This is a genomic window from Sulfitobacter sp. SK011, assembly GCF_003352065.1.
Taxonomy (GTDB): Bacteria; Pseudomonadota; Alphaproteobacteria; order Rhodobacterales; family Rhodobacteraceae; genus Sulfitobacter.
Map to the genome: position 1 here is coordinate 1,525,290 of NZ_CP025803.1, position 25,650 is coordinate 1,550,939.

Consider the following 25,650-nt stretch of genomic DNA (forward strand, 5'->3'; position numbering starts at 1 on the left):
CAGGGCGGGACCTTCACGACAATAGCACGCTCAGATCACCGTCCAAAGAACGTAAGTCGCCATGAAAATCACAATTAGTGAGCCAAAAGTATAAAAAGTCGCCCGGATTTCGTGACTCTGTTTTGTAACGTAGGCAGCAGCATGGGCAAGTCGCGCAAGCACGAATCCATACATCAGAATCTGGGCAAGCCATAAAGCAGGTTCAACGACAACAAAGACCAATCCGACCGCCCAAAAAGCTGGGATGTTTTCCAGATCATTGCGGTGCATGCGACGTGAACGGTCAACATAGTCATTGACCTCAAGTTGGTCGGGTCTCGGGTTCTTGTTTATCGGACCTTTCTGTAGGTCCTCAGGGTTTACCAGACCTGAATCGCTTTTTATCATCCGATAAACAGTCATCCAGCCTTGCAGCATTACCTTCAGCACCATGAGTGCCGTAACCAGCGCATAGGTTTCGAAGACTGGGTTATCCAGCGTAAAAAAGTTCATTTCATTTCCCCTGTTGATATGTGGATATTGCAGGCAAAAATCAGCGGTTTTCCTGCAAGCCAGCTAGTGTCTTTCTAGCACGTAATCGAACAGAACGTCATTTTTTTATGGGCCGCTAAGGGCTCGTTCCAGCCATTAGCTGCGGCTTGAATGAACGGCTGCTATTGCACTGTTTCGGGCTTACGGATGGGGTATTGTTCCGGCCCGGGTGGACATCGGTCCCGTCGCAGGAAGCGATTTTCTCTGGACTTCTGTCACCACGCAAGCGTCACTTGAGGCAAGGAAACACCTGACACTCCTGCCCGGATCGCCGGGCTTCAGTCAGTACGGGGCGTGCATGCCCAGCAGATTGAAGGGAGACCAGGATGAGAGATCAAACAACAGCTTCAAATGGGCAGGTGGCATTTTCGCGAGAGCCTAATGCCGAGAAGCCCAAACCGCTAAAGCGGGTTGGCAATACCAAGACCGACGCGTTGCGCAAACTCTTGTTGCGCCCGAACGGGGCAACGGTCGCGCAGATTCAGAAACGCCTGATCTGGCAACCACACACAGTCCGTGCCGCGATTTCACGGCTGCGGATCTCCGGTGCGACGATCGAGCTCGATCAGTCCGGTAGAACGGCACGCTACCGGACTTTATCCACGGAGGAAGGACAATGAGATCGGCAGTCTTGCCGCTAAATATTTGCCAGTTGGAAGAAGCGGATGCGGCCGCGCTCCGACGCCTTTGGGCGCAATCCAAGGGCGCTGAGCCACCGAAGACGTTCACGGCGCGCTTGATGCGTCTTGCTTTGGCACGGGATGCGCAAACGGCCAGAGAGGGCGGTGAGGCGGCAAAGGCCCGACGAGAGTGGAACCAAATCATCAGGGGCAGATGCAGCGCTGGAGCCAACAAACGCCGTGGAATCACATTCTCGCCATCGGCCCAAGACGGCACCCGTTTGCTGAAGGAATGGGGCGGTATCACCCACGAAGTATTGGTAATTGAAGGTGGCGCTACCTGGAATGGCCAGAGCTATTCGTCACTGTCCGCCGTAGCGCGAGCAATGACCGGCACAAACCGGAACGGCCCTAAGTTCTTTGGTTTGCGTGAGGGAGGCAGGTAATGATCCGTAAACGCTGTGCCATTTACACGCGCAAATCGACCGAGGAAGGGCTGGAGCAGAGCTTCAACTCGCTAGACGCACAACGCGAAGCCTGTGCGGCCTATATCCTCAGCCAGAAGCATGAGGGCTGGGCCGAGCTGCGCGAGCGATACAACGACGGCGGGTTCTCTGGCGGGTCGATAGAACGTCCCGGCCTCAGGCAATTGCTGGACGATGTGCGCGACGGGCGTGTTGATGTCATTGTCGTCTACAAGGTGGATCGGTTGACGCGGTCATTGGCGGATTTTGTAAAGATGGTCGATGTGTTTGACGGGGCAGGGGTTTCGTTTGTGTCGGTCACACAAGCATTCAACACTACTTCGTCGATGGGCCGACTGACCCTGAATGTGCTTTTGTCGTTTGCGCAGTTTGAGCGTGAGGTGACGGCCGAACGCATCCGGGACAAGGTTGCCGCCTCAAAACGCAAAGGCATGTGGATGGGCGGCGCCGTACCAATGGGATACGACGTGGCGGACAAGGCGCTGGTGGTTATACCTGACGAAGCCACCGCGATCCGAACGATCTTTGCCGAGTATCTGGCAGCAGGTTCAGTGCGGCAGTTATCCGCGCGGCTTGATGAACTGGGTGTGGTCAGTAAACGTCGAACCAACCGGCATGGGCGTGTGAGCGGCGGCAAAGCCTTCTCGCGCGGCGCGCTCTACAACATCCTGCGCAATCCGATCTACATCGGCAAAACCCGCCACAAAGAAGAGCTGCATGAAGGGCTTCATGAGGCGATCATTGATGACGCTACTTGGCAGCTGACTCAGGCGCAATTGGCGGATCATGGGGGCAAGAAGATCAGCGCGGCTCGCAGGTCTGCAAGGCGTCTCCTCGATGGGGTGCTGTTCGATTCCAGGGGCCGCCAAATGCGCACGACCTACGCCAGCAAGTCTTTGCGCCAGGAAGGAATGACACGGACGAAACGATACTGGTATTATACCACTGCAGTGTCCGGTTCAGACGACAAATTTAGGATCGAGCGTTTGCCCGCAGATGAGATCGACCGTGTTGTTCTCAACGGCCTCAGAGAACACCTGTCTGATCCCCGTTGGTTGGCGGATCAGACCAAGGGGCACGAGAGAGATGCAATACTGATCGCTGATATTTTACGGGCAACTGACAAGTGGCGGGCGGATACGGAGGAATCGGATGGCCATGTCACAGCGAAAAACTTACCAAGTATCATAGATCGAATTGATGCGCAGAAGGACCGGTTGTCCGTCTCGGTGAACATCGCTGAGATGGTGGAGTCAGATGCAGACCACACGCCAATCCTGGCAGGCTTTGAAATTCCGTTCCAAAAGCGTCAGAACGGTCGCGCTAAGCCGATCGTCATTGCAGCCAAAGGTGCAGCGCAAAGGGACCCGGACCTCATAGCACTGGTTGCGGATGCGAGACGGTGGGCAGGTGAGCTCCTTGATGGAGAGACTTCGTCCATTCAACAGATCACGGAACGGGAAGGTTTGCGCAGCGGGTCTGTCAGCCGCATCCTTCCGCTTGCCTGGTTGGCACCAGACATCTCAGCGGCGATTCTGGAAGGTCGCCAGCCGCAGCATCTCAACGCGAAAACACTGCGCAATCTACGTGAACTTCCGTTGGACTGGATACAGCAACGCCAGGTCCTCGGATTTGCTCAACTTTGAGATCGCTTTGAACGGCTCAAGACCTCACGTGCAATTGCCCCGCTGAGACTTTCTCTGAAATAGCCCCGAAAGTGCTCAAATCATAGACCATCTGTGAGGTCTCTGGCGCACTGATTGACTGCAACCCACTGAAATATAAAAACTACTCCGGGTGCACGTATTGTCGGTGCTTTTAGGAAGACTTAGTGGTGGGCGACCCTGGAATCGAACCAGGCGTGCGTCTCCGCGAGGGAGTTACAGTCCCCTGCCACACCTTGCGGCCTGTCGCCCACTGCGCCCTTCGCATTGCGTTGGGCGTGGGGGCGTGATTACAAGCGACCCAAAGAGGCGTCAAGGCGAAATGCGATGCGCTGTGCGGATAAGACCGGTTAGGACGAGATCATGAAAAAACCAAAATGGGTTGTGCAAAAAGAGCAGGACAAAAAGGCCGAAGGCAACATGACGCTTTGGCTGTTTGGACTGCACGCCGTGCGCGATGCGTTGATGAACCCGAACCGTGAAAAGCTGACCTTGATGGTGACGCCAAATGCACAGGCCAAGCTGGAGGATGCGATTGCATTTGCCGGTATTGCCCCACAGGTCGAGGACCCGCGCAAGTTCCGCCCGCCGCTGGATCCCGGATCGGTGCATCAGGGTGCGGTGCTTGAGGTCAAACCATTGAACTGGGGCCGGTTGGAGGACGTCTGCATTGGCGATACCGCCCCGCGTGTGTTGTTGCTGGACCGGGTCACAGATCCGCATAATGTGGGGGCGATCCTGCGCTCCGCTGAGGTGCTGGGGGCGTCGGCGGTGATTGGCACGCGGCACCATTCGGCCCCTGAAACGGGGGCGCTGGCCAAGACCGCGTCCGGCGCGCTGGAACGCCAGCCCTATCTGCGGGTGCGCAATCTCGCCGATGCGATCCGCAGCCTGCAAGATATGGGGTATCTGGTGCTGGGTCTCGACGGTGAGGCGGCCATGAGCATTGAGGCCGCCGTCGAAGGCAAACGCGACCGGCCAGTGGCGTTGGTCCTGGGGGCCGAGGGGCCGGGGTTGCGCGAGAAAACCAAAGAAACGGTCGATATGCTGGTACGAATTGACGCAGCGGGTGGATTTGGGTCGCTCAACGTCTCAAATGCCGCCGCAATCGCCTTATATGCCTCAAGAGACCATACATAATCGGAGGCTGCCATCACATACCCTGCCAAGATCGCGACCTGCTGTCATTGTGGCAGCAAGGCGGTGCTGATGTTGGACAAGGGCCGGCACGAATTGGCCTGTGCAAACTGTGGTGCGCCATTGCGGCAGATGAAAATGCTGCCCAAAGCAGCACCAAGCCGTCCCGCGGTCACTCACCAGCCTCAGATCAGACAGTTCGCCGCCGCAAAGCCGATCCCTGAAAAGCGCAGGAAACCCGTTAAGGGCAAGAAGCGCAAAAAGTGGTTCAAGGACTGGGCCGAGGATGTGTTCGATCTGGTCGAGGACATTTTCGACTGACGAAGACGCGCGTTCGGCAGAAACCTGCCGAAAATTAACTTACTTTTCACAGTTGCGCGAGTACCTCTTTGAAAGCTGCCGAGGCTTCCTACCTCTTGAGCATGACGCTGGACACGGAACGTCCAGCAGTCGTTTACTGTCCCTCGTTCCGTACCTTTGCGCCCCTTGGTTTTGCCAACGGGGCGCTTTTTTCTGCCAAGGTTGCGGTGTATGGAGGGCCCATGACATATTCTGATGCCCTGTTGAAAACCATCCTGACCGCGCCCAAGCGGATCGCCATTGTCGGCGTGTCACCCAATCCGGTGCGGCCAAGCTATTATGTGGCGCGTTATCTGGGGCTGAAAGGATTTGATGTTGTGCCGGTCAATCCCGTTGCAGTGGGTGAAGTATTGTTTGGCAAAAAAGTCGTGGCGTCGCTGGGGGATATTGAGGGACCGGTGGATATGGTCGATATTTTCCGCCGCTCAGAGGCCGTGCCGCCGATTGTGGACGAAGCGCTGGATATATTTCCCAAGTTACAGACGATCTGGATGCAGATTGGTGTCGAGCATGCGCAAGCCGCAGCCAAAGCCGAGGCGCGTGGGGTCACGGTCATCCAGAATCGCTGTCCAAAAATCGAATATCAGCGGTTGTTCGGGGAATTGCGGATGGGGGGCTTTGCCACCGGGATCATTTCGAGCAAGCTGTGAATGGGCCAGCCTGCGTTGCGACCATGCGGCCTTGATCCGTTGGTTTGGCCCGCTGGCCCCAGACAGATCTAGCGTGACGCTTTTTCGGCGATGCCGGATTGGGACTGGCGCCGCGTAAGCTCGGCAAGCACATCCTCAAGCGGCACCTCGCAGGACACCAGCAAGACCATCAGATGATAAAGCACATCTGCAGCCTCAGATGTCAGGGCCGCCCGGTCGCCTTTCACTGCTTCTATAATCGCCTCAATAGCTTCTTCGCCGAATTTCTCGGCGCATTTTTCCGGGCCTTTACCGAGCAATTGCGCTGTCCAGCTGCTGTCCGGATCAGCGGACTTGCGGCTTTGGATCGTGGCGTAGAGGTCCTCTAGGGTCATGTCAGCCTCATTGGGATGCCGGCGGCGGCCATATGGGCCTTTGCCTGGCCGATTGTGAATTCACCAAAGTGAAAGATCGACGCGGCCAGCACGGCGGACGCACCACCGATGGTCACGCCCTCGACCAGATGATCCAGAGTGCCGACACCCCCCGACGCGATCACCGGGACGCTCACGGCGTCGGAAATGGCGCGGGTCAGCGGCAGGTTGAAGCCCTGTTTGGTGCCGTCGCGGTCCATCGAGGTCAGCAGGATTTCCCCGGCACCCTTGGCCGTAACTGTCCGGGCAAATTCAACAGCATCTATGCCGGTGGATTTGCGGCCACCGTGGGTGAATATCTCCCATTTGCCGGGGTGAGTGGTTTTGGCGTCGATGGCGACAACGATACATTGGCTGCCGAATTGTGAAGCGGCTTCTGCCACCACATCTGGATTGGCAACGGCGGCGGAATTGAAGCTGACCTTGTCAGCGCCTGCAAGCAGCAGGGCGCGCACGTCGGCCACGGTGCGCACACCGCCCCCAACGGTCAGCGGAATATAGCAGTGCTCTGCCGTGCGCCGGACCAGATCGAACATGGTCCCGCGGTTTTCATGGGTTGCGTGAATGTCGAGAAAGCAAAGTTCATCGGCACCAGCCGCATCATAGGCAATCGCGGCATCCACCGGATCGCCGGCATCGCGCAGGCCGACAAAGTTCACACCCTTGACGACACGGCCATCAGCGACATCCAGACAGGGAATGATGCGGGTTTTCAGCATGTGATGGGTCGTGCTCCGTCGGGGTCAGGCTGGTGGTATGATCGTCGATTTTAGCTTTACAGCGTGTGGCAGGGTGATGCCAGTCGGGGTTTGCAGGGCAGGTTTTTCGGGCGTCGGTAACACGTCGGTATTTTGTCGGTATGTCGTCGGTGCGCAGGACGCGATCATCGCGGGGTCAGCGCCTTGAGTGCGGCTGTCAGATCAATCGCCCCGTCATAGAGCGCGCGGCCGGAAATTGCGCCCTCAATCACGCCGGTATCGCGCAGGGCGATCAGATCATCCAGCGATGACACACCGCCCGATGCGATGACGGGTATCTTAACCGCACGTGCCAGATCGGCGGTGGCGGTGATGTTTGGCCCGCCCATCGCGCCGTCGCGCATGATGTCGGTGTAGATGATGGCTGCAACGCCCGCGTCCTCGAAAGATTTCGCCAGGTCTGTGACCATCACATCGGTTTCTGTGGCCCAGCCTTTGGTTGCAACACGGCCATTTCGGGCGTCGATGCCAACAGCGACCTGACCGGGAAAGCGACGCGCGGCCTCGCGAACCAGTTCGGGGTTCTCGACGGCCACTGTGCCAAGGATCACCCGTGCGAGGCCCTTGTCCAGCCAGCGCTCGATCGTGGCCATATCGCGGATGCCACCGCCAAGCTGGGCGGGCACCTTGCAGGATTTCAGAATCGCCTCCACCGGGGCGGCATTCACCGGCGCGCCCGCAAAAGCGCCATTGAGATCAACCAGATGCAACCAAGCACAGCCCGCATCCACAAAAGCGCGGGCCTGGGCGGCGGGGTCATCGTTGAACACAGTCGATTGGTCCATGTCACCGTGCACAAGGCGCACAGCGTTGCCGTCTTTGAGGTCAATGGCGGGATAAAGGATCATCAGCGTGGCCTAACAAAAGGGGTGTTGGCGCGGTTATGCACGTTACGTCACAAGATGCAACGCGACCTAAGGTCAGCCTTGCCTGAAAGGTCACAGTTATCCCAAGGTAACGCCAGATATGGGAGGAGAACCATCATGAAAACACTTATTACAGCAGCGGTTTTGGGGCTGAGCCTTGCAGGCAGTGCTTGGGCGGCTGACCCAATCGTGGGCAACTGGCGCACGATCGCAGATGACAATGGCAATTCGGGTCTGATCGCGGTCAGCGAATGTGGCGCGAAAATCTGCGGCGTTCTGGTCAAATCATACGACAAGAACGGCAAATCAGTTAAGTCGCCGAACGTCGGCCGGAAATTGATCTGGGATATGGTGAACACCGGCGGTGGTGGCTATGGCAAGGGCAAGGTCTATTCACCCGATCGCGACAAGACCTATAGCGGCAAACTGCAACTGGCAGGCAACAACCTGACGGTTCAAGGATGTGTTCTGGGCATTTGCCGGAATGGCGGCACCTGGTCACGCGTCAAGTGATGTAAACGCGCCATTGGCGCGCATAAAATCAAGCAGGCCAAAATAACTATTTGTGCGACTCAGGGCGCAGGCGTAACGAAACGTCTGCGCCTTTAATGCTGTCCGAGGCCGACAGATAACAAGGCATTTTGTATCGCTTGGGGAGTGATGCGGATGTCTAAGTTTACGACATTTCTAATAATTCTATGTTTGTCTGCCGGGGCGAGCCTGGCCCGGGCCGATGTGCCGCTGGGTTTGTGGCAATCAGGCCCGGATGCCACCGGCACTGTTGTGCATGTGCGTACCAAACCTTGCGGGCGTGCCTTATGTGGTCGCGTTGAGCGCGCCAAGGACCGGCGCGGTTATGACACGCCATCAAGCGCCGTGGGGCGCAAGATGCTGTGGGATATGATGGCGCAGCCGGATGGCACCTATGAGGGCAAGATCTGGGAACCTGTCGGAAACCGGATGCTGGTGGCCGGAATGCAGGTTCAGGGCAACACGATGCAGCTTCGAAACTGTGACGCGACGGCCTGTCAGGACGCAGTCTGGACGCGCCTGCGTTAAGGTTTCCAGTTCAGGAAATTCGCAATCAACCGCAACCCGGTGGCCTGAGATTTCTCAGGGTGAAACTGCATGCCCAGCATGGTGTCCCGGCCGATGATTGCGGTCACGTCGCCCGCATAATCGACATGGGCAAGGCGCTGCGCCGGATCGGTGACCGCCATGTGGTAGGAATGCACGAAATAGGCGTGATCGCCTGTCTCAATCCCATCAAAAACCGGGTGCGGGTGGTCGATCACCAGATCATTCCAGCCCATGTGCGGCACCTTGAGCTTGGGATCAGCAGGGGTGATGCGCGTCACCTCGCCAGCGATCCATCCCAGACCAGCCGTGTCGGTGTATTCGCGACCGACACTGGCCATCAATTGCATGCCCACACAGATGCCAAGGAACGGTCGGCCCTGACCCTCGACCGCTTCGACCATCGCGTCATAGAGCCCGCCCGCGCCCTTGAGCGCCGCCATACAGGCCGGAAAGGCACCGTCACCCGGCAACACAAGCCGATCCGCGCGCGCAACCACATCCGCGTCCGCCGTGACGATCACGTCGCCTGCGTCCGTCTCGCGGGCCATGCGTTCAAAGGCCTTGTGCGCGGAATGCAGATTGCCGGATTCGTAGTCAATGATCGCGGTCAGCATCGGATCAAAGCGCGCCCTTGGTAGACGGGATGTCGCCCGACTTGCGCGGGTCCACCTCGATCGCGTCGCGCAGGGCGCGTGCAACCGATTTGAACGTCGCCTCAACGATGTGGTGGCTGTTTATGCCGTGCAGCATGTCCACGTGCAGGGTGATGCCGCCATGGGTGCTGAACGCCTGAAAAAACTCGCGCACCAATTCAGTGTCGAAGGTGCCGATCCTGGCCGTGGGGATATCGACATTCCAGATGAGGTATGGCCGCGCGGACAGGTCCAGCGCTGTGCGCACCTGTGCATCATCCATCGGCAACAGGCACGCGCCATAGCGCCGGATGCCGCGTTTGTCGCCAAGTGCGCTGGCCAAGGCCTGACCCAGCGTGATGCCCACATCCTCAACCGTGTGGTGATCGTCTATGTGCAGATCCCCCTTGGCCCGGATGCTCATATCAATCAACGAATGGCGCGCAAGTTGGTCAAGCATGTGGTCAAAAAACCCGACGCCTGTCTGGTTGTCATAGGCACCGGTACCGTCAAGGTTGATCTCAACCGTGACGTCAGTTTCAGCGGTGGTACGGGTCAGTGTGGTCTGGCGCATCTGGTCTCTCCGAACGACGGGTTCAGCGCCCTTATAGCAGCGGTTGCGGTCAGGCCAAGAGGCGTCACATAACCCAAGATCAGCCATTGCGGCCCGCACACCCATATGTCAGCCTAGATGGGAACCACATCAGAGGTCCTCTCATGAGCACATGCGTCTTTATCCAGATCCGCTGCAAACCCAGCACGACCTATCAGGTGGCCGACGAAATTGCCCTGCGTGAAATCCATTCGGAGCTTTATTCAACCTCTGGCGAATATGATCTGTTGATGAAACTCTACATTCCCAAGAACGAGGATGTGGGCAAATACATCAACGATCATCTGCTCGATATCAAAGGGATAGAAAGGTCGCTGACGACGATGACCTTCAAGGTGTTTTGATGGGTCTGCGGCGTGCGATCTGCGTTTGTTTGATTGGGCTGAGTTGCGCGACACCGGCACTGGCAGCACAGCGCGTGTATGAGGGCAAAGAGGCCGCGGCATTACGCTGTTCAAACACGCTGGCATTGACGGCGGTTGCTTTGTCGGCGGCCGAACTGATCAGTGATGCAGAAAAAGAAGTGTTGCTGGGCGTTACCGTTTTGATCCTGGAACGGCATGTCAGCGGCACCTGGGCACAGAAAAAGGCAGCAATGGAAGTGATGCGCGACCGGCGCAGCGTGCCCGACACCCTCGAAGATTACCAACGCAACGCTGAACGCTGTCTGGAGCAGTTTCCGATCAACTGATCGGACAGGGGGCGGACATGGACATGAGCTGTCTCAAAGATACATTCAGATCAACGAACTAGATGAAATAAGCGCCAGGGTCTGTCTAATCTGCATTGCACAGCGCAACCGCGTCATGCCGGGGCTGCGGCCTAAGCTCTTGATCTTGCTTTCACAAGGCCAAGTCCCATCAAGGCGGCAATCAGAAACAAGGCGCTGGCGGGCAGGGGCACCGGCGAGATCGATGGCGAGGTGACATTCGACGTCAGCACAAGGTTATCAATCTGAAACTCGGCACACCATTCAGCACACCAAAGCCGATTGCGCCCCAGTTCCGTGTAATCAGCATATTGTAATGCGTCAGGATGAATGTTCAGGCTGACCAAAAGTGAATCAATTGCAGCAAACGCCTTTGAGAAATTTATGGTCGACCAAGCCATTGGCCCCACTGTTTGGGTCGCAGTGGTTGTTCCGTTTACCATACCCTGAAATGTCAACGTCGGAAGTGGTGCCGACCCGGAAGTACTCCATGCGGCAAGCTCTGCGCTGTTTCGATAAGGGGCAGCCCCTGGTCCTGTTTTGTTCAGCAAAGAATACCCAAAGACATCAACGCTATGCGGTGTAAACGGCAGGCCATTTACGGGCTTTATGAAGGACGACAGAATTCCGCCGTCATCATGAAGGCCGATGTAAGCGCCGTTAAGGTACACAGTGCTGTACTCATAGAGGAAGCCCTGGCTGACGCCAATTTCCGCGTTCGTAATCGGGTTATTCCCGATGGGCGGGTTGTTGAAAGCTGAATCAAAGGTGACAGTTACCGGTGACGCATGTGATGCAGACGCGATCAAAGTGAGAAACATTAGCGCTCTGATGACCGATCTCATCCAATCCCCCTTTAGCAAAACCTGACTTAGCCTGATATTACTCCAAGTTGTCAGTTTCACCCGCAATTCTACTTCATTTCGCGTTTCGGTCAAGGTTTTCTTAGGCGCATCTGCTGTTGTTGATTGCTCTTTCGGCCCACCATTCATGGGCTTTTGCATGCGCTCATTGCGGCATGGCGGCCTGCCTGAACGCTTCCGTCAGCCGCATGTCGTTCGGCATGGAAGTCTCTCCCAAGGCCTGAAATTATCAAGCAAAGCATCAGCAAAAAGAGGGGAAACACAGTCCAAAAACGAAACAAGAGCTACAACTTGCGTTGTAACTCTTTGTTTTCTTTATGTACCACCTGGAGCGGGCGAGGCGATTCGAACGCCCGACCCTAACCTTGGCAACCGGTAAGTTATTGAAAATAAATAATTACACCTGAAAATTTGATACAAGGTGTGACCAAATGGCGAACATAAGACGAATGAAATCCGGAAACTGGAATGTCCAAGTGCGGCTTGCGGGCAAACCTGCGCGTTCACAGACATTTCACAGTCGGGAAGATGCAGAAAGCTGGGCCAAAAAAGTCGAGTCAACACTTAATTTTCGTCATCCTAGTATTCTTGATGCTGGGCTGCGATATTGTAGTGAAGTCCTTGGAGAAAAGCCCTCGCGTGAACAAACCGAGTTTCAGTTCAAAAGGCTTGGACAACGCGAAGAGTTTCAGAAGCCGCTGAACAAGGTGACGCTTCAGAATATGAACGCTTACAAGCAAAAGCGGCTAAAGGAGGTTTCGACCACAACAGTTCGCAATGACCTGATGAAACTGCGCAGTATGTATCGCTGGTACTGTAACGAATGGTTTGCAAGCTCGGGTGAGACCATTTCCAACCCGTGTGATAGACTTGAATTGCCGAAGGCCAGAAAGACCCGAGAGACTGTAATTTCGCGAAATCAGTTGGCGGCCCTTTTGGGGGAGATGACTCCGTTGTTGAGACAGATCGTAGAACTTGCCTATGAAACTGCCATGAGACGGTCGGAAATTCTGAAATTGCGTGCTTGTGATCTTCACTTGGATGAACGCTTCTTACGCGTTGTTGAAGGTAAAGAAGGATCAAGGGACGTACCCCTAACCAGACGCGCTGTAAGACTCTTACAGTACGCAGTTAACCGTTCGGAGGGGCCAGGGGCTAAGCTGTACCCACAGGCTCCGTACAGCGTCTCACAGGCGGTCAGAAGGGCGAGAATAACTCTTGGAATGTCAGAGGATGTTCGCTTTCATCAACTTAGGCATTCAAGGATTACTGAGGTGGCTAGGAAGGGGTTGAACTTGTCGCAAATCATGGTTGTCAGCGGGCATCGTGATATCAGAAGCGTTCAGCGATACACTCATCTTAACGTCCAAGACGTTGTCGACCTAATTGACTAAAATAAAAAAATTAGCCTTAGGGTCTTGAAAAAAATAAGTTAGTACCCATATAGAAAAGTTGCGGCTAAAAACTGTCTCGGACAGGCACGCGCATTCGCTGCAATTCAGCAGTATCTCTAAACATTCAAGAAGCTGCGACGTCGGATCGATAGATGCGTCGTATTTTGATTCTTGCTGTCCGAAAATTAAGCAATGGAAAAACAAAATTGATAAGAACAGGAACTAATATACTCAATACACTTTCAAAAGATATCGATGCTTCTGGATTCATTGGTGACCCATCGATTCCACAACTCGTGTGGCTGGCGTTGCATTCCTGCATTCTCGACAAGCCAGTCTCTCTGGTTCTTCAAGGACCATCCGGTAGCGGTAAATCTTTTGCGTTGGAAACAGCGCTAAAGTTCGTGCCTACAAGCAACTACGTGCTGTTACATGGTGTCTCTGAAAAGGCGTTAATCTACAGCGATGACCTCGACTTTTCACATAAGCACATAGTGCTTCAGGAAGCTGCGGGAATGGCAGAAGGCAACGGTCGCACGTTCTTGCGCCAGCTCTTGAGTGAGGGAGAGGCAAAGTACCGTACGGTTGAGAGTTCTGACGGCGGCTTAAACGCAAAGGAACTGCATATAGTTGGTCCTACGGGGCTTATGATGACCACGACCGCAAACAGTCTACATCCAGAGGACGCTAGCCGGATGATCAGTATTGGCATTAGGGAGGATCAAGATCATATGGCAAAGGTTCTTATGGCTCAAGCATTGGGCTCCAAAAGTAGTTTAACTGACGAGCGAATTCAGGAGTGGAGATTATTTTCGGAAGAAGCACTTTCAAAACCAGTAAATGTGATAATCCCCTTTGGGGGTTCGCTCGCGAGTAAACTCCCTACGTCACACTTCCGCATAGCTCGCGATTTTCCCCATGTGCTTAGCCTGATTAGAACTTGTGCGCATTTGCACCGTTGTAACAGAGACAGAGCCGAGAATGGTGAAGTGATTGCAACACTTGCCGACTACGAAATTGTTCACAATCTGGTAGCTAGACCGTTGTCAGAGGGTTTGGAGTCGGCAGTTCCGGCAAACGTAAGGGAAATAATTGAAGCGGTGCGTGACCTCAAAAAGGAAGCACGCAGATCAGGCGATCCGATATCTCAGAGAACACTCTCAGGTTATCTAGGACGAGATGGTTCAGTTGTTTCAAGGAACGTCGCCAAGGCCATCGAGTTGGGATATTTGAAAGACAATAACCCAGGGCAGGGTCGTCAGTCCGATCTTAAGCTTGGCGAACTCACCTTAGGAGATGACAAGAAGGTCTTGCCGGATGTTAAAGATATCGCCAGAGAGGAGTTAGTAATAGGGTAAAATATACACTGATATTAATGTGTTAAAGTAACAATGTGGTGGTGTACTTGACGAGGCCAAAACAAGACCGTTTCCTACCAGTATTCAAGTCACCACCTCCCTCCATGCCAACAGTGCAATAGTGCATAATACTATATAAACGGATCGCCCTAGGCAGCTATAGCAACCCCAAGTGCCAATGTTCGTGAAGTGTGGCAAAAATTATTGAATTAGATCAAATCACTAGCGTCAAATTGAGGTGAACCCTCGAAATATCTGCATTCAAATTTGTACTGGGCGTGCTAACGGTGACAAACTACCTACCAACGAGTGTGCCATTGGATGTAGGACATTCAAAACTAGGAATTTCTTGAAGAAAAATTTCTGCCTACATTAGAACTAAGAACGTGTACCCACCACCCCCTGGGTACCCCTCGCCAGCGATATTGGCTCACGGCCTTGTTCCAAGAGCTGTTTGAGGGGGAGAGCGTGCCATAACCTGGTCAAGGTTAGGGTCAGCTAGTTTAACAGTATGTTTTCATGTATTTTTCCGTATAGAATTCGCATGCGTTCACAACGAAACAGTGTGACAGTCCTAAATCTCGGCCCATTGCTGCCGTTAGAAGGTTGCCATTTCCCTACGTCACACTTCCACAAAACAGACGCTCGCCCTATAGTTCTCGAAACTGTGGAAGAGAGCGAACGAAGGCGCTGAGGGCACCACACCCTCAGCGCAGCCAAAAAAGGCAGAACATATAGGCTTCTGGCCAACCGACCAAAACCACCGTTTTTGCCCTGGGATTGCTAGCAGTTGACTGGTCGCACCCCAGCATTCACACTTATGAGGTGTCTTCCATCAAGGAAATAACTTTGGAGATTGTACATGGCTTCTATTTTGCAACTCTTGTCAGCTTCTTTCTCTACAAGAACTGCATCTATCGCCCTAACTTCATCGTTGCTAATTATCGCTCAGCCAATAGCGTCAGTCGCTCAGTCTGAAAGCAGTAGTTCAGATATCGAAATCAGCTCCGCGATAATGACTGTGCTTGAAGTAAACACTTCCAACTGTGCGAGCTACAGTCATCCTACTCTCAAGACGTTCGCTTGCCAAAGCGAAGTGGGCTCATATCAAGCTGGTAGGTTGGCACACGCCGTTGAAGCTTTCGCGGTCACGTTACAAGCGGCAGGAGTTTCTTCCACTTCAAGCGATATTCAAAGATCAATCTACGAAGATATCGCCCAGTTCGGTATCTACCGATCAATCTCTGTTCCAGCCATGAATTTCGCGGATTTGTCCCACAGCCAATCAAGTCCGTTTGGTGCGAAAAGTGGGATGGTTTCCGCTACCAGTATGATTGCCCTCGAATACCTTCATCCTGGAGTGATTGGCGCTACAGGATCAACTCTAGAGGAAGTCGCAAGTCTCGCTGGCACCAGCTTAACAGAAGGGCCGCAAAACTTTGACGAGTATATGACAGCATATGCTGGACGCCCAACGAAGCTAGGTTCGCTGCGAATGTTCGGCGAGTTTCAAGACTCATCACCAATTTTGGAGAAGTTCGTGCCTCCCGCCAACCAGATTTCGGCGTCTGGGGGAAACTTACTTAGCGATTACTTCTTCGAGGAGCCGATCGCCATGGACAGCAAGCGGTCGAACCCTTTGGGTCAGCTGGTTTCTCAAGCTGGTATGGTGGCTTACAATAGTGGACGCCCGCTAACTGAGCAGCACACGTCTCAAAGCCCCAAGGACTTCCAAATGAATTTTCTGGGGGATACACCTTTTTCAGGTATTGCTTGCACGCTATGCGCAAGTACAGCAAGTGAAACCGGAGACGGAGTTGAAGCAGAATATGTTTCGGCTCCGATATTCGCAGAAGAATTTAGCGTCTTGTCGATCACCGCAGCTTCACCTGGCAACGATAATGCTTCCGGTGAACTGGTGAGCGGCATTGACCTCATGTCTTCAGCGAGTAGTGCAGCGGAAAACTCGGCCAATTCTCCTTCGACTGAAGGCCAGCTTGTATCTTCGGAAACAAAAGAGAAAATCGCATGTTATGCAGCGTGCGGAGTCGCCGAAGTGTTAACCGAAGGAGGTGACGTTGCCGCAGAGTCTTTTAAGGCTGCGAAAGACCTGCTGACGGGAGAAGGCAAAGACGCTTGGCGCGAGAATTTGGATGACGTTGTAGAAGAGGTCAAAGACGTAACACAGATTCCGAATAAATGTGTGGAGACTTGTGAAAACTTAGATAATCCGTTGGATGACGACAGCGGGGATGAACCCCAAAATGGTGACAACGGCAATACTGACCTGACTGACAATGGCAACAATGGTACTCAAGGTGACGATGGCACTGATGATGACAACGGGACGACCACAGGAGACGAAGGCACGTCCACTGGCGATGCGGTAGCCAGCACGGCTTCGGAGTCAGCTACTGCTGGTAATGTGGCTTCGACATCAGTGCCCGATGATGGCGGTGGTTGCGATCCTGTGATGGAAGGCGAGGGAGGTTGTAATTGCCATGCTGACCATGAGGGTATGATGCTCATGCCTTGCACACCCGACGACGGCGGAGCAAACCCTGCGATGGCAAATTCGCCTAGCGAACTGAACTTCGGACAAACGCGATGGCTGTTTCGACAACCGACACAACCGGATCGGATCGGCTCAGTATTCTCGGTGGCCTATGAAAGCGACAACCCCGATGATTTAATGCCTGCTCCCGTTTTTACAGAAATCAAGAGTACTGGATCGGGCTTCGAAAGCCTTGGGGGAAACCCCATACCAAACCCTGGCAGATTCCAAGGTCGGGTATCTTCCCCCGTTTCAATCGGAGATGGGATAAGCATCCCCCCGAACGTGCTAAATGAATGAAAGGAGATCACGATGCTGAGAAGGCTGACTTCCTCTCTTCTTCTTCTCATACTCATCTCAACGTCTGTTTTTGCGCAGGGCGGTGGTGGCCCCGGAGCTGGAGCAGGCGGAGCTGGAGTAGGCGGGTTTGGCTCTGGAGGGATGGGGTCTGGAATTGCTGGATTTGATGGGTCAAGTTCTAGCGGTGTCTTCGGAAATATATCGATCTCTCCCGATGGTTCAAACTCTCCAACTGGATGGGTTGAAGGTCTCGTTGAGCGCGAAAGTACGCTTGATCTATCCTGGCTCACGGAGATCGATATCTCCAACTTGCCAGACTTCAGCAGCTTTCCCCTAGACAAAAAATTAAGCGTCATCTCAAGGTTATCAGAGGATGATCTACGTCTTGCTTCAGTCGATTTGGAGATTGTTGGAGAAATTATCGATCTAAACTCATACTGCGAAACTCCCACTGACAGCCAAGAGGCTCTTAGGATGGGTGGTGCACACTTTCAGGAACCTCCAGTAATTATCACAGGTTCTTGGTGGATCGAATCTGCGCAGAATTCTGAATATCCTGCGTGTTTGCCGAATTCTTGGATCAGTGGAGAGCCACGACTGCGCTTTGTAGCCTTTCCAATTGCCTTTGATGGAATGGTTCCCTTGGAGACAGATGAAGACCTATTGCCAGAGTGGATTTCCTTACTTCACTTGGTCACTGCCAGCACAGGCTTGCTTCCGAACGAAGTAAAATTCGGCCCTTACTACGGGGAACCCGATTGCAGAGCCAGAGAATCTCAGCCAACAGGTTCCGCATACTACGAAGCTTTAGAAACAGCAGAGTGTTTTGCCGGTTTCAGGGACGGTAAGAGGATCATTGGGACAGAGTATCCAGTTAGACTAACTCCTAGAGATTCACACGACCAAGGCCCGAACCAAGATTTTTCCTCTGCAAGCCTCAAGCTTGTTGACAATGACCATGGCCACGCTGAGATTGACGACCTCGATAACCTTTTGGAAGATTGGTCAGACCTAGACTATGGAATTCGAGGGTCCCCGTTGACGGTGGGAGTGTTTGATACTCGGCAACGAACCGCGGCGTCGGGGAGAGCAAGTGACCCGAGAAGTAGTGATGACGGTTTTGTAGACCGATTCATAGACCGGCCATATTCTCTATGCGACCTTATGGCATCAACACTGAATGTTGATAGATACTACTCGAAACGCATTTTTGATTCTTGTTTCTGGTCGCAACGAGCCATGTTCGCACATGAAAACTGGGATAGAATAGACTGGACAGATCATAACCAAAAAAATGAAGATTCATTGGGAGACGCTCTTGTTTGGGTCTCTTTGAAGGACCTATTTTTTTCTGACGAATTTGATTCTGAGATATTGGAATCTGGAACTGCCAGGATTCTTTCTCTGAGTGAAGATGAGAGCAGCAAGGACTACAAAAAGGATGTGGCCTCAAAGTTGCTAGGAGAAGGGGTTGTATTTACTGATACAATTTGGTTGATCGCTCACGTCGATATAGATTCTCCAGAAACATGGAACTTGATTTCGAAATATGTTTCTGAAGCATCCTTTACTAAAAGCACGTCCTACGAAGGTGGACTTCTGCCCATCTGGGCTGCTCGCAACGCACGGGAGAATTGAGACAGAGGTCAGTATTGCTGCGATGGTTTGGGGCCTTGTTCAAACAGGACCACGTGGCCATCCCCACTTTTGGGATCACTGACCAGCACAAACGGAACATCCGCCCCATCCTTCTCGTAGAGGCAGCGGTATTTCGCCGCGATCCTCGGGATCGCCGACAAATCATATAAAAACTACGAGCTTGAAAAACGGGAGCTGCCGCTTTCGACCGCAGTCAAATTTTGCGAAGAGTTCGACAAGAATCTTATTTGGCTAGTCTAACGCAAGCAACGATTTGAAAGGCGGGCGGCCAGATCCTTATGCAATCGCGGAAGAGTTTAGAAAGGCCGAAAGTTGAAATATGCCGTCGGGAATCCTTGCAATCATTGATGGCCACAATATGCTGAGAAAACAGCCAGAGGTGGTGCAATTTTTGGCTCCACTACAAATGTGGAGTAGGCACGCGAGTTGACAGAGTTTTCACAAGTTCCCAGGCTACTTGATCGGCTAGATAAAGAAATCTCACATGGCGACACATGCGTTGAGGGGTTCATTGACGATCTTCAAATGTTTCAGGACAGACGAAGTTCGGGCAGCCTGGTGGGGCTTGAAGCGAAATTGACAGATGCTGAGCGTCAAGATCAGTTGGAAAGTGCGTTAATGAAAAAAGAGCACTTTGCAAAGCTACTTGCAAAGATGCAGCACTATCCATCGGCTCAGAAGATATTCGCGCTCTTCCTAGCTCGTATAAATGATGTCTTTGAAAATCACATTGTTCCTCACGTTTCCTTACTTGATCGCCAGGAAGTGGATCAAATTATTGAGGAGCGGATTATTCAACCAACGCTAAGCGATATGGGATCTGGCTTTGAGCACTTTACGATAACACATGCACACATTCGCGGCATGATCTACTGGCTTGCCGATAGATGTTACGTTAGGTGGAGTTAATGTTTTCCCTTGCATATACACCGGCATACGATCCGTATCATACTGTCTTTAGGTTTTTGGTTCTCTTGACCTCTTCCGAAAACCAGGTGCTCACCTACCGCTCAGCAAGAGCCGCAGATTTTTTCTTTTGTTTCCCATGGTCACTCAAGGACGTCCGGGCTCCAAGAGACATCGAAGGATTTGCCCGGACGCGAAACGCTATTGTGAAGAAATACCCAAAGTCAGGGTACGACAATTTTCCAAGTGCTAGAGTGGTATTTGAAAGAATGGAAATGATCCAGGCTACGGCTGTCAGTGCCTTGGCCGGTGCTAAAATGATTGATGCCAACGCAGCTACTTCTGAACGACTAGTTCTAAACTATGAAAACATACCGAAGGAGCTGATGAATTCCGTTGAAAATGCGTCTCAAAAGACGTCCGACCTGGTTGCATTCCTTGCGATCGACTTCCCGAAGATGGACGAACTTGGTAAAGACGGTGTTTTAGCGCGTAGCGGCTTGGGAGAGCACAGCTATGACGTTGTTTAGACCCAACCTGCAAGTTGCTGATTTGACTATTTTTCGTAGAGGTCAGGTGGTATTCTCAGAAGGCTTTCACTCCGGTCTCAACATTATCCGCGGAGAGAATAGCTCGGGCAAATCCACGATCATGGATTTCCTGTTTTATGGCCTTGGCGGCGATCTGCTTGAACATCAGTGGCGTGAGTCTGCGCTTCTTTGCGATACGGTCACGGTAGGCGTTAGACTAAATGGTAAAGACGTTACGCTCCAACGAGATGTTGAGCAAAAGGCCTCCCAACCAATGAGGATGTTCTTCGGCCCCTCCGCTGAAGCGCTAAGTAGCGGCGGCACCGGTTGGGAGCGTTACTCCTTTCGAAGAGGGAAATCCGAGAGCTTCTCACAAGTGATGTTTCGTCTTTTGGAATTGCCCGAAGTTCAGTACGGGGAAGCGAACACCAAAATTACGATGAACCAAGTTCTTAGGTTGCTATATTCGGATCAGTTGAGCTCAGTTGAGAAACTGTTTCGGAATCAGCCATTTGATGATGCAATCACACGACAGACCGTTGGGAGCTTACTGCTGGGCGCATTTAGCGAAGACTACTACGCCGCAAAGCTTAGTCTCAAAGCCTTCGAAGCCGAAATAAAGGACGTCATCTCAAGAATTACCGCATTGACCAGGATGCACGGGCGTGACGGGCATCCCTTGACACAAGAATGGATCGAACAAGAATATGCTCGGTTACGGCGTGAAATTGATGGTTTAAACAAGCAGATCGAGACGATTGAGGCACAAGTCTTTTCTGCTCAGTTCGAGGACAGACTTTCACTTAATGACCAGCAGGAGACCTACGCGAGAGTACAGTCACTTCAAGCTGAGATTGGGCAGGCCAGAGAAGAACTTGACTATCTTGAGCTGGAAGCATCGGATTCGGATGAGTTTATAGCTTCACTCACAAAGAAATTGGACGCTCTCCACGAATCCAAGATGGTTGTGGATGAGTTGAACGCTCTGAGTTTCGAGTTTTGCCCTGCTTGTTTTGCACCTGTCGAGGGTACTGCAGTTCAGGGCGCATGTTCGCTGTGCAAACAAGCATCCGACAAGAGTCAGGTGAAAGAACGAGCCCTTCGTTTGATCAACGAATATGCTCGGCAAAAACAAAGCTCATTGGACCTTCAAACTGATCGCCGAAAGCGCATTTCCGATCTGAAGGCGAGGCTCACAAAACTCACCGAACTGTGGGAACAAGCTGGTCGCCACTACACCGTGTCACTGCGCAGTCCCACAACTGAACTGCGAACAAAATTGAGATCGCTAAACAGGGAAGCCGGATACGCTCAGCGAGAGCTAGAGGAGCTCGCCGGGCGCAAATCAGTTGTTGCAGAATTACAGGAAGCCCAACAACAACGAGATGATCTTCAGAAGAAGATTGATGGTGTGAAAGCTGTAATCGAGACATCAGAAAAGCGTGATCGAAACCAGATATCGCAAGCCAGGCGTTCAATCGAATTGGAAGTGTTAGATTTCTTAAGGAGGGACTTGGAAAGGCAATCGACCTTTATGAATGCCGACTCAGTCAACTTTGACTTTGACGGCGACCGAATAAACGTCAACGGCGAGTCATTTTTTTCCGCCAGCTCAATGGTTTACCTGCGGAATAGCTTTATCGCGTCCTTTGCCGTGGCCGCCGCCAATCAGAGCTCCTTTTCACATCCACGATTCCTCCTGATGGATACCGTTGAAGATAAAGGAATGGAGCCGGAGCGCAGCAGAAATTTTCAACGATTGCTACATGAAAAATCTTCTGCAGCAGTGTCTGAAAACCAAATGATCATTGCAACTTCGATGATTGCGCCTGAACTGGATATTCCTGAGATTACTGTGGGAGAGTTTTACACTCACCAGAATCGTACCTTGCGAATTTCTAGTTTGGAGTGATAAATTTTGTCCGATGAAGCTCCAGAGACTTACTCGAGTTGGCAGCCTGAGGCTTGGCGCTTTCGAACTCTAAACTGGCATCTGTTGCGGGGGTTTGGACAAAGCATACCTGCGGCGATTACAATGACCACACCATTCATCGGCTATATGATCCTGTACCATTCACAAATCGAGGATTACCTCGGAGGCTTGGGCGGCCTGCTTGAACAGCAGTCAAACCCTGGACAATGCTTGCCATGGATAGAGTTTTCAACGCGTCTGAACCTCATCTACTTGGGGCTCTTGCTTCTTGGTGTTGGCACAATCATATACAAAATATTCGCCCCCAGCATCGTCAAGGGTGCGCGCGACATTAATGATTATGTGGTTGAGACAATCGACAACGTTTCAGCTCGCAACCTGCGGTCGATGTTTGCGACGATACGATCGCGAAGACCGAAAGTTGCATCGACCTTTCTCCAACGGGCACCTTGGCTAGATCGGGGCAAGAGTCTCAAAACCGCCTCGGACGCGCTCAAAAAGGACGATGATAATCAGATCAAGATCGACGTCTTAAGAAGCTTTTACACTGTTCAGGACCGATATACTTCGCGGAGCGCTGTTTATTCCGTGTTGGCTTTGTACTCTATTGGCTTCTCGCTTCTGGCTGTTCCCGGCCTAGCGTTCACAGCCAGGGTGATGTGCGTAGTGTCAACAGATCTAGGACTTCTGTCACCGTAAGTTCCGGCACTTGAGTCCAATGATCGCTCTATCAGGTTGGCGGCCTGAGCTGCTGCCATTTTCAGATGCAGCTAAGGTCTGGTTTCCGCCCAACTTACATGATCCCAAACCTAATAATTTTTAGCAGAAATTCGCTGATTATGTCTTTTCAGAGAGAAAACGGGCGTAGCTCAGGGGTAGAGCGAACTGCCAAAGCTCTGCTTTGCGCACCTTGCCAACCACGACGTTCACACTTCTAAATGTGAACGCTGAAGAAATTCATTGTCCAAAAACGAAACAAGAGCTACAACTTGCGTTGTAACTCTTTGTTTTCTTTATGTACCACCTGGAGCGGGCGAGGCGATTCGAACGCCCGACCCTAACCTTGGCAAGGTTATGCTCTACCCCTGAGCTACGCCCGCATCCGGTAGTGGGGCCGAGATACCCATCCTGCGCCACGGCTGCAAGGGGGAAAAATCGCCAACAGTAAAAAAAGTCTGACAGGGCTGATATCGCAGAACAGCGTTTTACGCCTTTGCCTCACGCCGGGCGTATCCGCGACCTGAATGTGCCTGCACCCTTGGCTGCGTCATTCAGGATACTCGCGCTGCGCCTTTGCGATACCGATCTTACCGCCACTCTTTTTGCTCTGTGCGGTCGCTGTCCATTCGTAGACGTGGCTGCCGTTTGGGGGGCAGGGGCTTTTGTATTTGAACGCGCCGCTTGGTATCGCCTTTTGGCCATTACAGGCCACCACCCCGCCGCCGTGATTATAGTTGGGCACGTTTCGGTCGACCATTTTGAAACGGATATATTTGGTCCCCGCAGGCACATCGCGCAGGGCAAAGGCGGGGTTTGAGACGCGGTTTTGTTTGCCGTTGGTACAGGATTTGAGGCCAGACCAGTTAAAGCCGATGTCAAATGCCAACGCGGGCATGGCTGTCAGGACGAGGGTCTAGGCCAGAATCAAACAACGCATTCCAAATCTTCAATAAATATGGATTGGAAATTCACATGTCCTCTTTGCTTTTGCCAAATGCACGGGACGACAAATCAAAAAGGCCCCAACCGCCGTTGGAGCCTTCTTAAGTTTTTTCAGATCATTGCCAGACTAGTGGCTGTGCTGTTTGTCCCAGTCTTCCTGCTTTGGCAGGATCTCGAACGTGTGCTCTGGTGGCGGGCTGGGCAGTGTCCATTCCAGCGTGTCGGCATATTCATTCCATGGGTTGTTCGCCGTGACCTTAGGCCCCCGCAACAGCGAATAGGCGATGATCCCAAAGAAGAACAGGAACGAAGCGAACGACAGGAACGCACCGATTGACGACCATTGGTTCCAATAGGCAAACGCCTCTGGATAGTCGATATAGCGGCGTGGCATGCCCTGACGGCCCAGGAAGTGCTGGGGGAAGAACGTCAGGTTTGCACCGATGAACATGGCCCAGAAGTGCAGTTTGCCCGCCCATTCGGGGTACATTTTACCGGTCATTTTCGGGAAATAGAAGTAGACCCCTGCAAAGATCGCAAACACCGCACCAAGGCTCATCACATAGTGGAAGTGCGCCACAACGTAGTACGTGTCGTGATAGTAGCGGTCCACAGCAGCCTGGCTGAGCACGATACCGGTCACACCGCCGACAGTGAACAGGAACAAGAACCCAAACGCCCAAAGCATCGGTGTTTTAAACTCAACCGACCCGCCCCACATGGTGGCAATCCAGCTAAAGACTTTAACACCGGTCGGCACCGCAATGACCATGGTGGCCAGCATGAAGTAGGCCTGCTGGTTCAATGTCATGCCCACGGTATACATGTGGTGCGCCCAGACGACGAAACCCAATGCGCCAATGGCGATCAGCGCCCAGACCATTGGCAGATAGCCAAAGATCGGTTTGCGGCTGAACGTGGCAATCACGTGGCTGATGATACCAAAGCCGGGCAGGATGATGATGTACACTTCCGGGTGGCCAAAGAACCACAGGATGTGCTGATAGAGGACCGGATCACCGCCGCCAGCGGGGTCAAAGAACGCAAAACCAAAGTTGCGGTCCATCAGCAGCATGGTGATCGCACCCGCCAGAACCGGCAGGCTGAGCAGGATCAGCCAGCTGGTAACAAAGATCGACCATGAAAACAGCGGCACCTTGAACAAGGTCATGCCGGGGGCACGCATATTCAGGAACGTGGTGATCATGTTGATCGCACCAAGTATCGACGAAGCACCTGAAACGTGGACCGCAAAGATCGCGAAATCCATCGACATGCCAGCCTCTTTGACCGACAGCGGTGGATACAAAACCCAACCAACGCCAGACCCCAACTGACCATTGCCGCCAGGTGAAAGCACCGAACAGATCGCCAATGTCGTCCCAAAAACGTAAAGCCAGAACGACAGGTTGTTCAACCGTGGGAACGCCATATCCGGCGCACCGATCTGCAGCGGCATGAAGTAGTTACCAAATCCGCCAAAAAGCGCAGGAATAACCACAAAGAACATCATCAGGATGCCGTGACCCGTGATCAACACGTTCCACAGGTGGCCGTTTGGCGTACAAAGCGTATTGCTGTCCGCGATGAAACGGGCACCTTCCATACACATGTACTGAACGCCCGGGTTCATCAACTCAAGGCGCATGTAGATGGTGAATGCGACCGAGATAAAGCCGACAAAGGCTGAAACGACCAGGTACAGAATACCAATGTCTTTGTGGTTCGTGGACATAAACCAGCGGGTGAAAAACCCGCGTTCGTCGTGATGGTCATGGCCTTGAATGGCTGCGTCTGCCATGCGGTGCCTCCTGAATAAAGATGTGATGCACCACGCTCAATTGTGCAAACGCGTGCGGAGTCCCTCACGTTTTAGTGCGGTCATGCGCCGGGGGCAATGGGCGGGTTTGCCGCAGGGCGGGTTTATTTTGCGCTGGACAGAGCAATTGGCGATTGAATTGCGCTGGGTCTCC

At 52.9% G+C, this 25,650-nt stretch carries 28 protein-coding genes and 2 tRNA genes; 19 read left to right on the forward strand and 11 right to left on the reverse strand.

Annotated elements, in window-relative coordinates:
• Nucleotides 1-30 precede the first annotated feature (30 nt).
• Nucleotides 31-492, reverse strand: a complete 462-nt coding sequence (locus C1J02_RS07495) for an MAPEG family protein (protein WP_114878013.1) — start codon at nucleotides 490-492, stop codon at nucleotides 31-33.
• A 365-nt stretch (nucleotides 493-857) separates the two neighbouring features.
• On the opposite strand from C1J02_RS07495, the gene C1J02_RS07500 reads away from it, so the two are divergent.
• From C1J02_RS07500 to C1J02_RS07510, 3 genes are read left to right on the forward strand one after another with little or no spacing between them, the layout of a single operon-like run.
• Nucleotides 858-1,151: a DUF3489 domain-containing protein gene (locus tag C1J02_RS07500; protein ID WP_114878014.1), complete on the forward strand. Its 294-nt coding sequence runs from the start codon at nucleotides 858-860 to the stop codon at nucleotides 1,149-1,151.
• Nucleotides 1,148-1,597, forward strand: a complete 450-nt coding sequence (locus C1J02_RS07505) for a DUF2924 domain-containing protein (protein ID WP_114878015.1) — start codon at nucleotides 1,148-1,150, stop codon at nucleotides 1,595-1,597. The genes C1J02_RS07500 and C1J02_RS07505 overlap by 4 nt, the downstream gene beginning before the upstream one ends.
• Nucleotides 1,597-3,282 (forward strand): recombinase family protein, encoded by a 1,686-nt coding sequence (locus tag C1J02_RS07510; RefSeq protein ID WP_114878016.1) that lies wholly within the window; start codon nucleotides 1,597-1,599, stop codon nucleotides 3,280-3,282. The genes C1J02_RS07505 and C1J02_RS07510 overlap by 1 nt, the downstream gene beginning before the upstream one ends.
• Nucleotides 3,283-3,468: 186 nt before the next feature.
• Here C1J02_RS07510 and C1J02_RS20810 read toward each other — a convergent pair.
• Nucleotides 3,469-3,552: transfer RNA gene (locus tag C1J02_RS20810), tRNA-Tyr, on the reverse strand.
• A 111-nt stretch (nucleotides 3,553-3,663) separates the two neighbouring features.
• Between C1J02_RS20810 and rlmB the strand changes: the two genes are divergently transcribed.
• From rlmB to C1J02_RS07525, 3 genes are all read left to right on the forward strand, one after another.
• Nucleotides 3,664-4,440: a 23S rRNA (guanosine(2251)-2'-O)-methyltransferase RlmB gene (gene rlmB, locus C1J02_RS07515; RefSeq protein WP_114878017.1), complete on the forward strand. Its 777-nt coding sequence runs from the start codon at nucleotides 3,664-3,666 to the stop codon at nucleotides 4,438-4,440.
• Nucleotides 4,441-4,509: 69 nt separating this feature from the next.
• Nucleotides 4,510-4,758: a hypothetical protein gene (locus C1J02_RS07520; protein WP_254693235.1), complete on the forward strand. Its 249-nt coding sequence runs from the start codon at nucleotides 4,510-4,512 to the stop codon at nucleotides 4,756-4,758.
• A gap of 221 nt (nucleotides 4,759-4,979) precedes the next feature.
• Entirely contained in the window at nucleotides 4,980-5,447 is a 468-nt protein-coding gene (locus tag C1J02_RS07525) for a CoA-binding protein (protein ID WP_114880447.1), read from the forward strand.
• A gap of 68 nt (nucleotides 5,448-5,515) precedes the next feature.
• On the opposite strand, the gene C1J02_RS07530 is transcribed toward C1J02_RS07525, so the two are convergent.
• The 3 genes from C1J02_RS07530 to hisA form a co-directional block, all read right to left on the reverse strand.
• The gene (locus tag C1J02_RS07530; protein ID WP_114878019.1) at nucleotides 5,516-5,821 is read right to left on the reverse strand and encodes a phosphoribosyl-ATP diphosphatase; all 306 of its coding nucleotides are present in this window, start codon (nucleotides 5,819-5,821) and stop codon (nucleotides 5,516-5,518) included.
• Complete coding sequence (gene hisF, locus C1J02_RS07535; RefSeq protein WP_114878020.1) at nucleotides 5,818-6,579, reverse strand: imidazole glycerol phosphate synthase subunit HisF; 762 nt, start codon at nucleotides 6,577-6,579, stop codon at nucleotides 5,818-5,820. The genes C1J02_RS07530 and hisF overlap by 4 nt, the downstream gene beginning before the upstream one ends.
• A gap of 164 nt (nucleotides 6,580-6,743) precedes the next feature.
• A complete protein-coding gene (gene hisA / locus C1J02_RS07540) occupies nucleotides 6,744-7,466 on the reverse strand; it encodes a 1-(5-phosphoribosyl)-5-[(5-phosphoribosylamino)methylideneamino]imidazole-4-carboxamide isomerase (protein ID WP_114878021.1) in 723 nt (240 codons plus the stop codon).
• A gap of 135 nt (nucleotides 7,467-7,601) precedes the next feature.
• Between hisA and C1J02_RS07545 the strand changes: the two genes are divergently transcribed.
• Both C1J02_RS07545 and C1J02_RS07550 read left to right on the forward strand, forming a co-directional pair.
• Nucleotides 7,602-7,997, forward strand: a complete 396-nt coding sequence (locus tag C1J02_RS07545; RefSeq protein WP_114878022.1) for a DUF2147 domain-containing protein — start codon at nucleotides 7,602-7,604, stop codon at nucleotides 7,995-7,997.
• Nucleotides 7,998-8,150: 153 nt separating this feature from the next.
• Nucleotides 8,151-8,543: a DUF2147 domain-containing protein gene (locus tag C1J02_RS07550; RefSeq protein ID WP_254693236.1), complete on the forward strand. Its 393-nt coding sequence runs from the start codon at nucleotides 8,151-8,153 to the stop codon at nucleotides 8,541-8,543.
• On the opposite strand, the gene hisH is transcribed toward C1J02_RS07550, so the two are convergent.
• Nucleotides 8,540-9,178 carry an imidazole glycerol phosphate synthase subunit HisH gene (hisH, locus tag C1J02_RS07555; protein ID WP_114878024.1) on the reverse strand — a complete coding sequence of 213 codons (639 nt, stop codon included), beginning with the start codon at nucleotides 9,176-9,178 and terminating at the stop codon, nucleotides 8,540-8,542. The genes C1J02_RS07550 and hisH overlap by 4 nt on opposite strands.
• A 4-nt stretch (nucleotides 9,179-9,182) precedes the next feature.
• Nucleotides 9,183-9,770, reverse strand: a complete 588-nt coding sequence (gene hisB, locus C1J02_RS07560; RefSeq protein ID WP_114880448.1) for an imidazoleglycerol-phosphate dehydratase HisB — start codon at nucleotides 9,768-9,770, stop codon at nucleotides 9,183-9,185.
• Between the two features lie 143 nt (nucleotides 9,771-9,913).
• On the opposite strand from hisB, the gene C1J02_RS07565 reads away from it, so the two are divergent.
• Together C1J02_RS07565 and C1J02_RS07570 are read left to right on the forward strand one after the other, a co-directional pair.
• Nucleotides 9,914-10,153, forward strand: coding sequence for an Lrp/AsnC ligand binding domain-containing protein (locus C1J02_RS07565; protein WP_114878025.1), 240 nt, complete (start codon nucleotides 9,914-9,916; stop codon nucleotides 10,151-10,153).
• Complete coding sequence (locus tag C1J02_RS07570) at nucleotides 10,153-10,500, forward strand: hypothetical protein (protein WP_254693237.1); 348 nt, start codon at nucleotides 10,153-10,155, stop codon at nucleotides 10,498-10,500. Before C1J02_RS07565 ends, C1J02_RS07570 begins: the two co-directional genes overlap by 1 nt.
• A gap of 131 nt (nucleotides 10,501-10,631) precedes the next feature.
• Here the strand turns inward: C1J02_RS07570 and C1J02_RS07575 are convergent, their stop codons facing one another.
• Nucleotides 10,632-11,363: a VPLPA-CTERM sorting domain-containing protein gene (locus tag C1J02_RS07575; protein WP_162798262.1), complete on the reverse strand. Its 732-nt coding sequence runs from the start codon at nucleotides 11,361-11,363 to the stop codon at nucleotides 10,632-10,634.
• Between the two features lie 449 nt (nucleotides 11,364-11,812).
• On the opposite strand from C1J02_RS07575, the gene C1J02_RS21040 reads away from it, so the two are divergent.
• The 9 genes from C1J02_RS21040 to C1J02_RS07615 all read left to right on the forward strand — a co-directional run bounded on the left by C1J02_RS21040 (nucleotide 11,813) and on the right by C1J02_RS07615 (nucleotide 22,714).
• The gene (locus C1J02_RS21040) at nucleotides 11,813-12,775 is read left to right on the forward strand and encodes a site-specific integrase (protein WP_205389879.1); all 963 of its coding nucleotides are present in this window, start codon (nucleotides 11,813-11,815) and stop codon (nucleotides 12,773-12,775) included.
• Between the two features lie 152 nt (nucleotides 12,776-12,927).
• Nucleotides 12,928-14,133, forward strand: a complete 1,206-nt coding sequence (locus tag C1J02_RS07585) for a hypothetical protein (protein WP_162798263.1) — start codon at nucleotides 12,928-12,930, stop codon at nucleotides 14,131-14,133.
• Between the two features lie 862 nt (nucleotides 14,134-14,995).
• Nucleotides 14,996-16,987 (forward strand): hypothetical protein, encoded by a 1,992-nt coding sequence (locus C1J02_RS07590; RefSeq protein ID WP_162798264.1) that lies wholly within the window; start codon nucleotides 14,996-14,998, stop codon nucleotides 16,985-16,987.
• Nucleotides 16,988-16,999: 12 nt separating this feature from the next.
• A complete protein-coding gene (locus C1J02_RS20815) occupies nucleotides 17,000-18,625 on the forward strand; it encodes a hypothetical protein (RefSeq protein WP_162798265.1) in 1,626 nt (541 codons plus the stop codon).
• Between the two features lie 150 nt (nucleotides 18,626-18,775).
• Nucleotides 18,776-18,886, forward strand: coding sequence for a hypothetical protein (locus C1J02_RS21270; protein WP_368073782.1), 111 nt, complete (start codon nucleotides 18,776-18,778; stop codon nucleotides 18,884-18,886).
• Nucleotides 18,887-19,072: 186 nt separating this feature from the next.
• A complete protein-coding gene (locus C1J02_RS07600) occupies nucleotides 19,073-19,555 on the forward strand; it encodes an ABC-three component system protein (RefSeq protein ID WP_114878030.1) in 483 nt (160 codons plus the stop codon).
• A complete protein-coding gene (locus tag C1J02_RS07605; RefSeq protein WP_114878031.1) occupies nucleotides 19,555-20,082 on the forward strand; it encodes an ABC-three component system middle component 5 in 528 nt (175 codons plus the stop codon). Before C1J02_RS07600 ends, C1J02_RS07605 begins: the two co-directional genes overlap by 1 nt.
• Nucleotides 20,069-21,994, forward strand: coding sequence for an ATP-binding protein (locus tag C1J02_RS07610; RefSeq protein WP_114878032.1), 1,926 nt, complete (start codon nucleotides 20,069-20,071; stop codon nucleotides 21,992-21,994). The genes C1J02_RS07605 and C1J02_RS07610 overlap by 14 nt, the downstream gene beginning before the upstream one ends.
• A gap of 123 nt (nucleotides 21,995-22,117) precedes the next feature.
• Nucleotides 22,118-22,714, forward strand: coding sequence for a hypothetical protein (locus tag C1J02_RS07615; RefSeq protein ID WP_114878033.1), 597 nt, complete (start codon nucleotides 22,118-22,120; stop codon nucleotides 22,712-22,714).
• 326 nt (nucleotides 22,715-23,040) lie between these two features.
• Here the strand turns inward: C1J02_RS07615 and C1J02_RS07620 are convergent.
• From C1J02_RS07620 to ctaD, 3 genes are all read right to left on the reverse strand, one after another.
• Nucleotides 23,041-23,115 (reverse strand) — tRNA-Gly (locus C1J02_RS07620).
• Between the two features lie 167 nt (nucleotides 23,116-23,282).
• Nucleotides 23,283-23,630, reverse strand: a complete 348-nt coding sequence (locus C1J02_RS07625; RefSeq protein WP_114878034.1) for a phospholipid-binding protein — start codon at nucleotides 23,628-23,630, stop codon at nucleotides 23,283-23,285.
• 174 nt (nucleotides 23,631-23,804) lie between these two features.
• Entirely contained in the window at nucleotides 23,805-25,478 is a 1,674-nt protein-coding gene (gene ctaD / locus C1J02_RS07630; RefSeq protein ID WP_114878035.1) for a cytochrome c oxidase subunit I, read from the reverse strand.
• Nucleotides 25,479-25,650: the final 172 nt, after the last annotated feature.

Excerpts from the sequence above, each read along its gene's own strand:
- C1J02_RS07495 (WP_114878013.1), bottom strand. The coding sequence starts at position 492 with ATGAACTTTTTTACGCTGGATAACCCAGTCTTCGAAACCTATGCGCTG.
- C1J02_RS07500 (WP_114878014.1), top strand. The coding sequence starts at position 858 with ATGAGAGATCAAACAACAGCTTCAAATGGGCAGGTGGCATTTTCGCGA.
- C1J02_RS07505 (WP_114878015.1), top strand. The coding sequence starts at position 1,148 with ATGAGATCGGCAGTCTTGCCGCTAAATATTTGCCAGTTGGAAGAAGCG.
- C1J02_RS07510 (WP_114878016.1), top strand. The coding sequence starts at position 1,597 with ATGATCCGTAAACGCTGTGCCATTTACACGCGCAAATCGACCGAGGAA.
- rlmB (WP_114878017.1), top strand. The coding sequence starts at position 3,664 with ATGAAAAAACCAAAATGGGTTGTGCAAAAAGAGCAGGACAAAAAGGCC.
- C1J02_RS07520 (WP_254693235.1), top strand. The coding sequence starts at position 4,510 with ATGTTGGACAAGGGCCGGCACGAATTGGCCTGTGCAAACTGTGGTGCG.
- C1J02_RS07525 (WP_114880447.1), top strand. The coding sequence starts at position 4,980 with ATGACATATTCTGATGCCCTGTTGAAAACCATCCTGACCGCGCCCAAG.
- C1J02_RS07530 (WP_114878019.1), bottom strand. The coding sequence starts at position 5,821 with ATGACCCTAGAGGACCTCTACGCCACGATCCAAAGCCGCAAGTCCGCT.
- hisF (WP_114878020.1), bottom strand. The coding sequence starts at position 6,579 with ATGCTGAAAACCCGCATCATTCCCTGTCTGGATGTCGCTGATGGCCGT.
- hisA (WP_114878021.1), bottom strand. The coding sequence starts at position 7,466 with ATGATCCTTTATCCCGCCATTGACCTCAAAGACGGCAACGCTGTGCGC.
- C1J02_RS07545 (WP_114878022.1), top strand. The coding sequence starts at position 7,602 with ATGAAAACACTTATTACAGCAGCGGTTTTGGGGCTGAGCCTTGCAGGC.
- C1J02_RS07550 (WP_254693236.1), top strand. The coding sequence starts at position 8,151 with ATGTCTAAGTTTACGACATTTCTAATAATTCTATGTTTGTCTGCCGGG.
- hisH (WP_114878024.1), bottom strand. The coding sequence starts at position 9,178 with ATGCTGACCGCGATCATTGACTACGAATCCGGCAATCTGCATTCCGCG.
- hisB (WP_114880448.1), bottom strand. The coding sequence starts at position 9,770 with ATGCGCCAGACCACACTGACCCGTACCACCGCTGAAACTGACGTCACG.
- C1J02_RS07565 (WP_114878025.1), top strand. The coding sequence starts at position 9,914 with ATGAGCACATGCGTCTTTATCCAGATCCGCTGCAAACCCAGCACGACC.
- C1J02_RS07570 (WP_254693237.1), top strand. The coding sequence starts at position 10,153 with ATGGGTCTGCGGCGTGCGATCTGCGTTTGTTTGATTGGGCTGAGTTGC.
- C1J02_RS07575 (WP_162798262.1), bottom strand. The coding sequence starts at position 11,363 with ATGAGATCGGTCATCAGAGCGCTAATGTTTCTCACTTTGATCGCGTCT.
- C1J02_RS21040 (WP_205389879.1), top strand. The coding sequence starts at position 11,813 with ATGGCGAACATAAGACGAATGAAATCCGGAAACTGGAATGTCCAAGTG.
- C1J02_RS07585 (WP_162798263.1), top strand. The coding sequence starts at position 12,928 with ATGCGTCGTATTTTGATTCTTGCTGTCCGAAAATTAAGCAATGGAAAA.
- C1J02_RS07590 (WP_162798264.1), top strand. The coding sequence starts at position 14,996 with ATGGCTTCTATTTTGCAACTCTTGTCAGCTTCTTTCTCTACAAGAACT.
- C1J02_RS20815 (WP_162798265.1), top strand. The coding sequence starts at position 17,000 with ATGCTGAGAAGGCTGACTTCCTCTCTTCTTCTTCTCATACTCATCTCA.
- C1J02_RS07605 (WP_114878031.1), top strand. The coding sequence starts at position 19,555 with ATGTTTTCCCTTGCATATACACCGGCATACGATCCGTATCATACTGTC.
- C1J02_RS07610 (WP_114878032.1), top strand. The coding sequence starts at position 20,069 with ATGACGTTGTTTAGACCCAACCTGCAAGTTGCTGATTTGACTATTTTT.
- C1J02_RS07615 (WP_114878033.1), top strand. The coding sequence starts at position 22,118 with ATGACCACACCATTCATCGGCTATATGATCCTGTACCATTCACAAATC.
- C1J02_RS07625 (WP_114878034.1), bottom strand. The coding sequence starts at position 23,630 with ATGCCCGCGTTGGCATTTGACATCGGCTTTAACTGGTCTGGCCTCAAA.
- ctaD (WP_114878035.1), bottom strand. The coding sequence starts at position 25,478 with ATGGCAGACGCAGCCATTCAAGGCCATGACCATCACGACGAACGCGGG.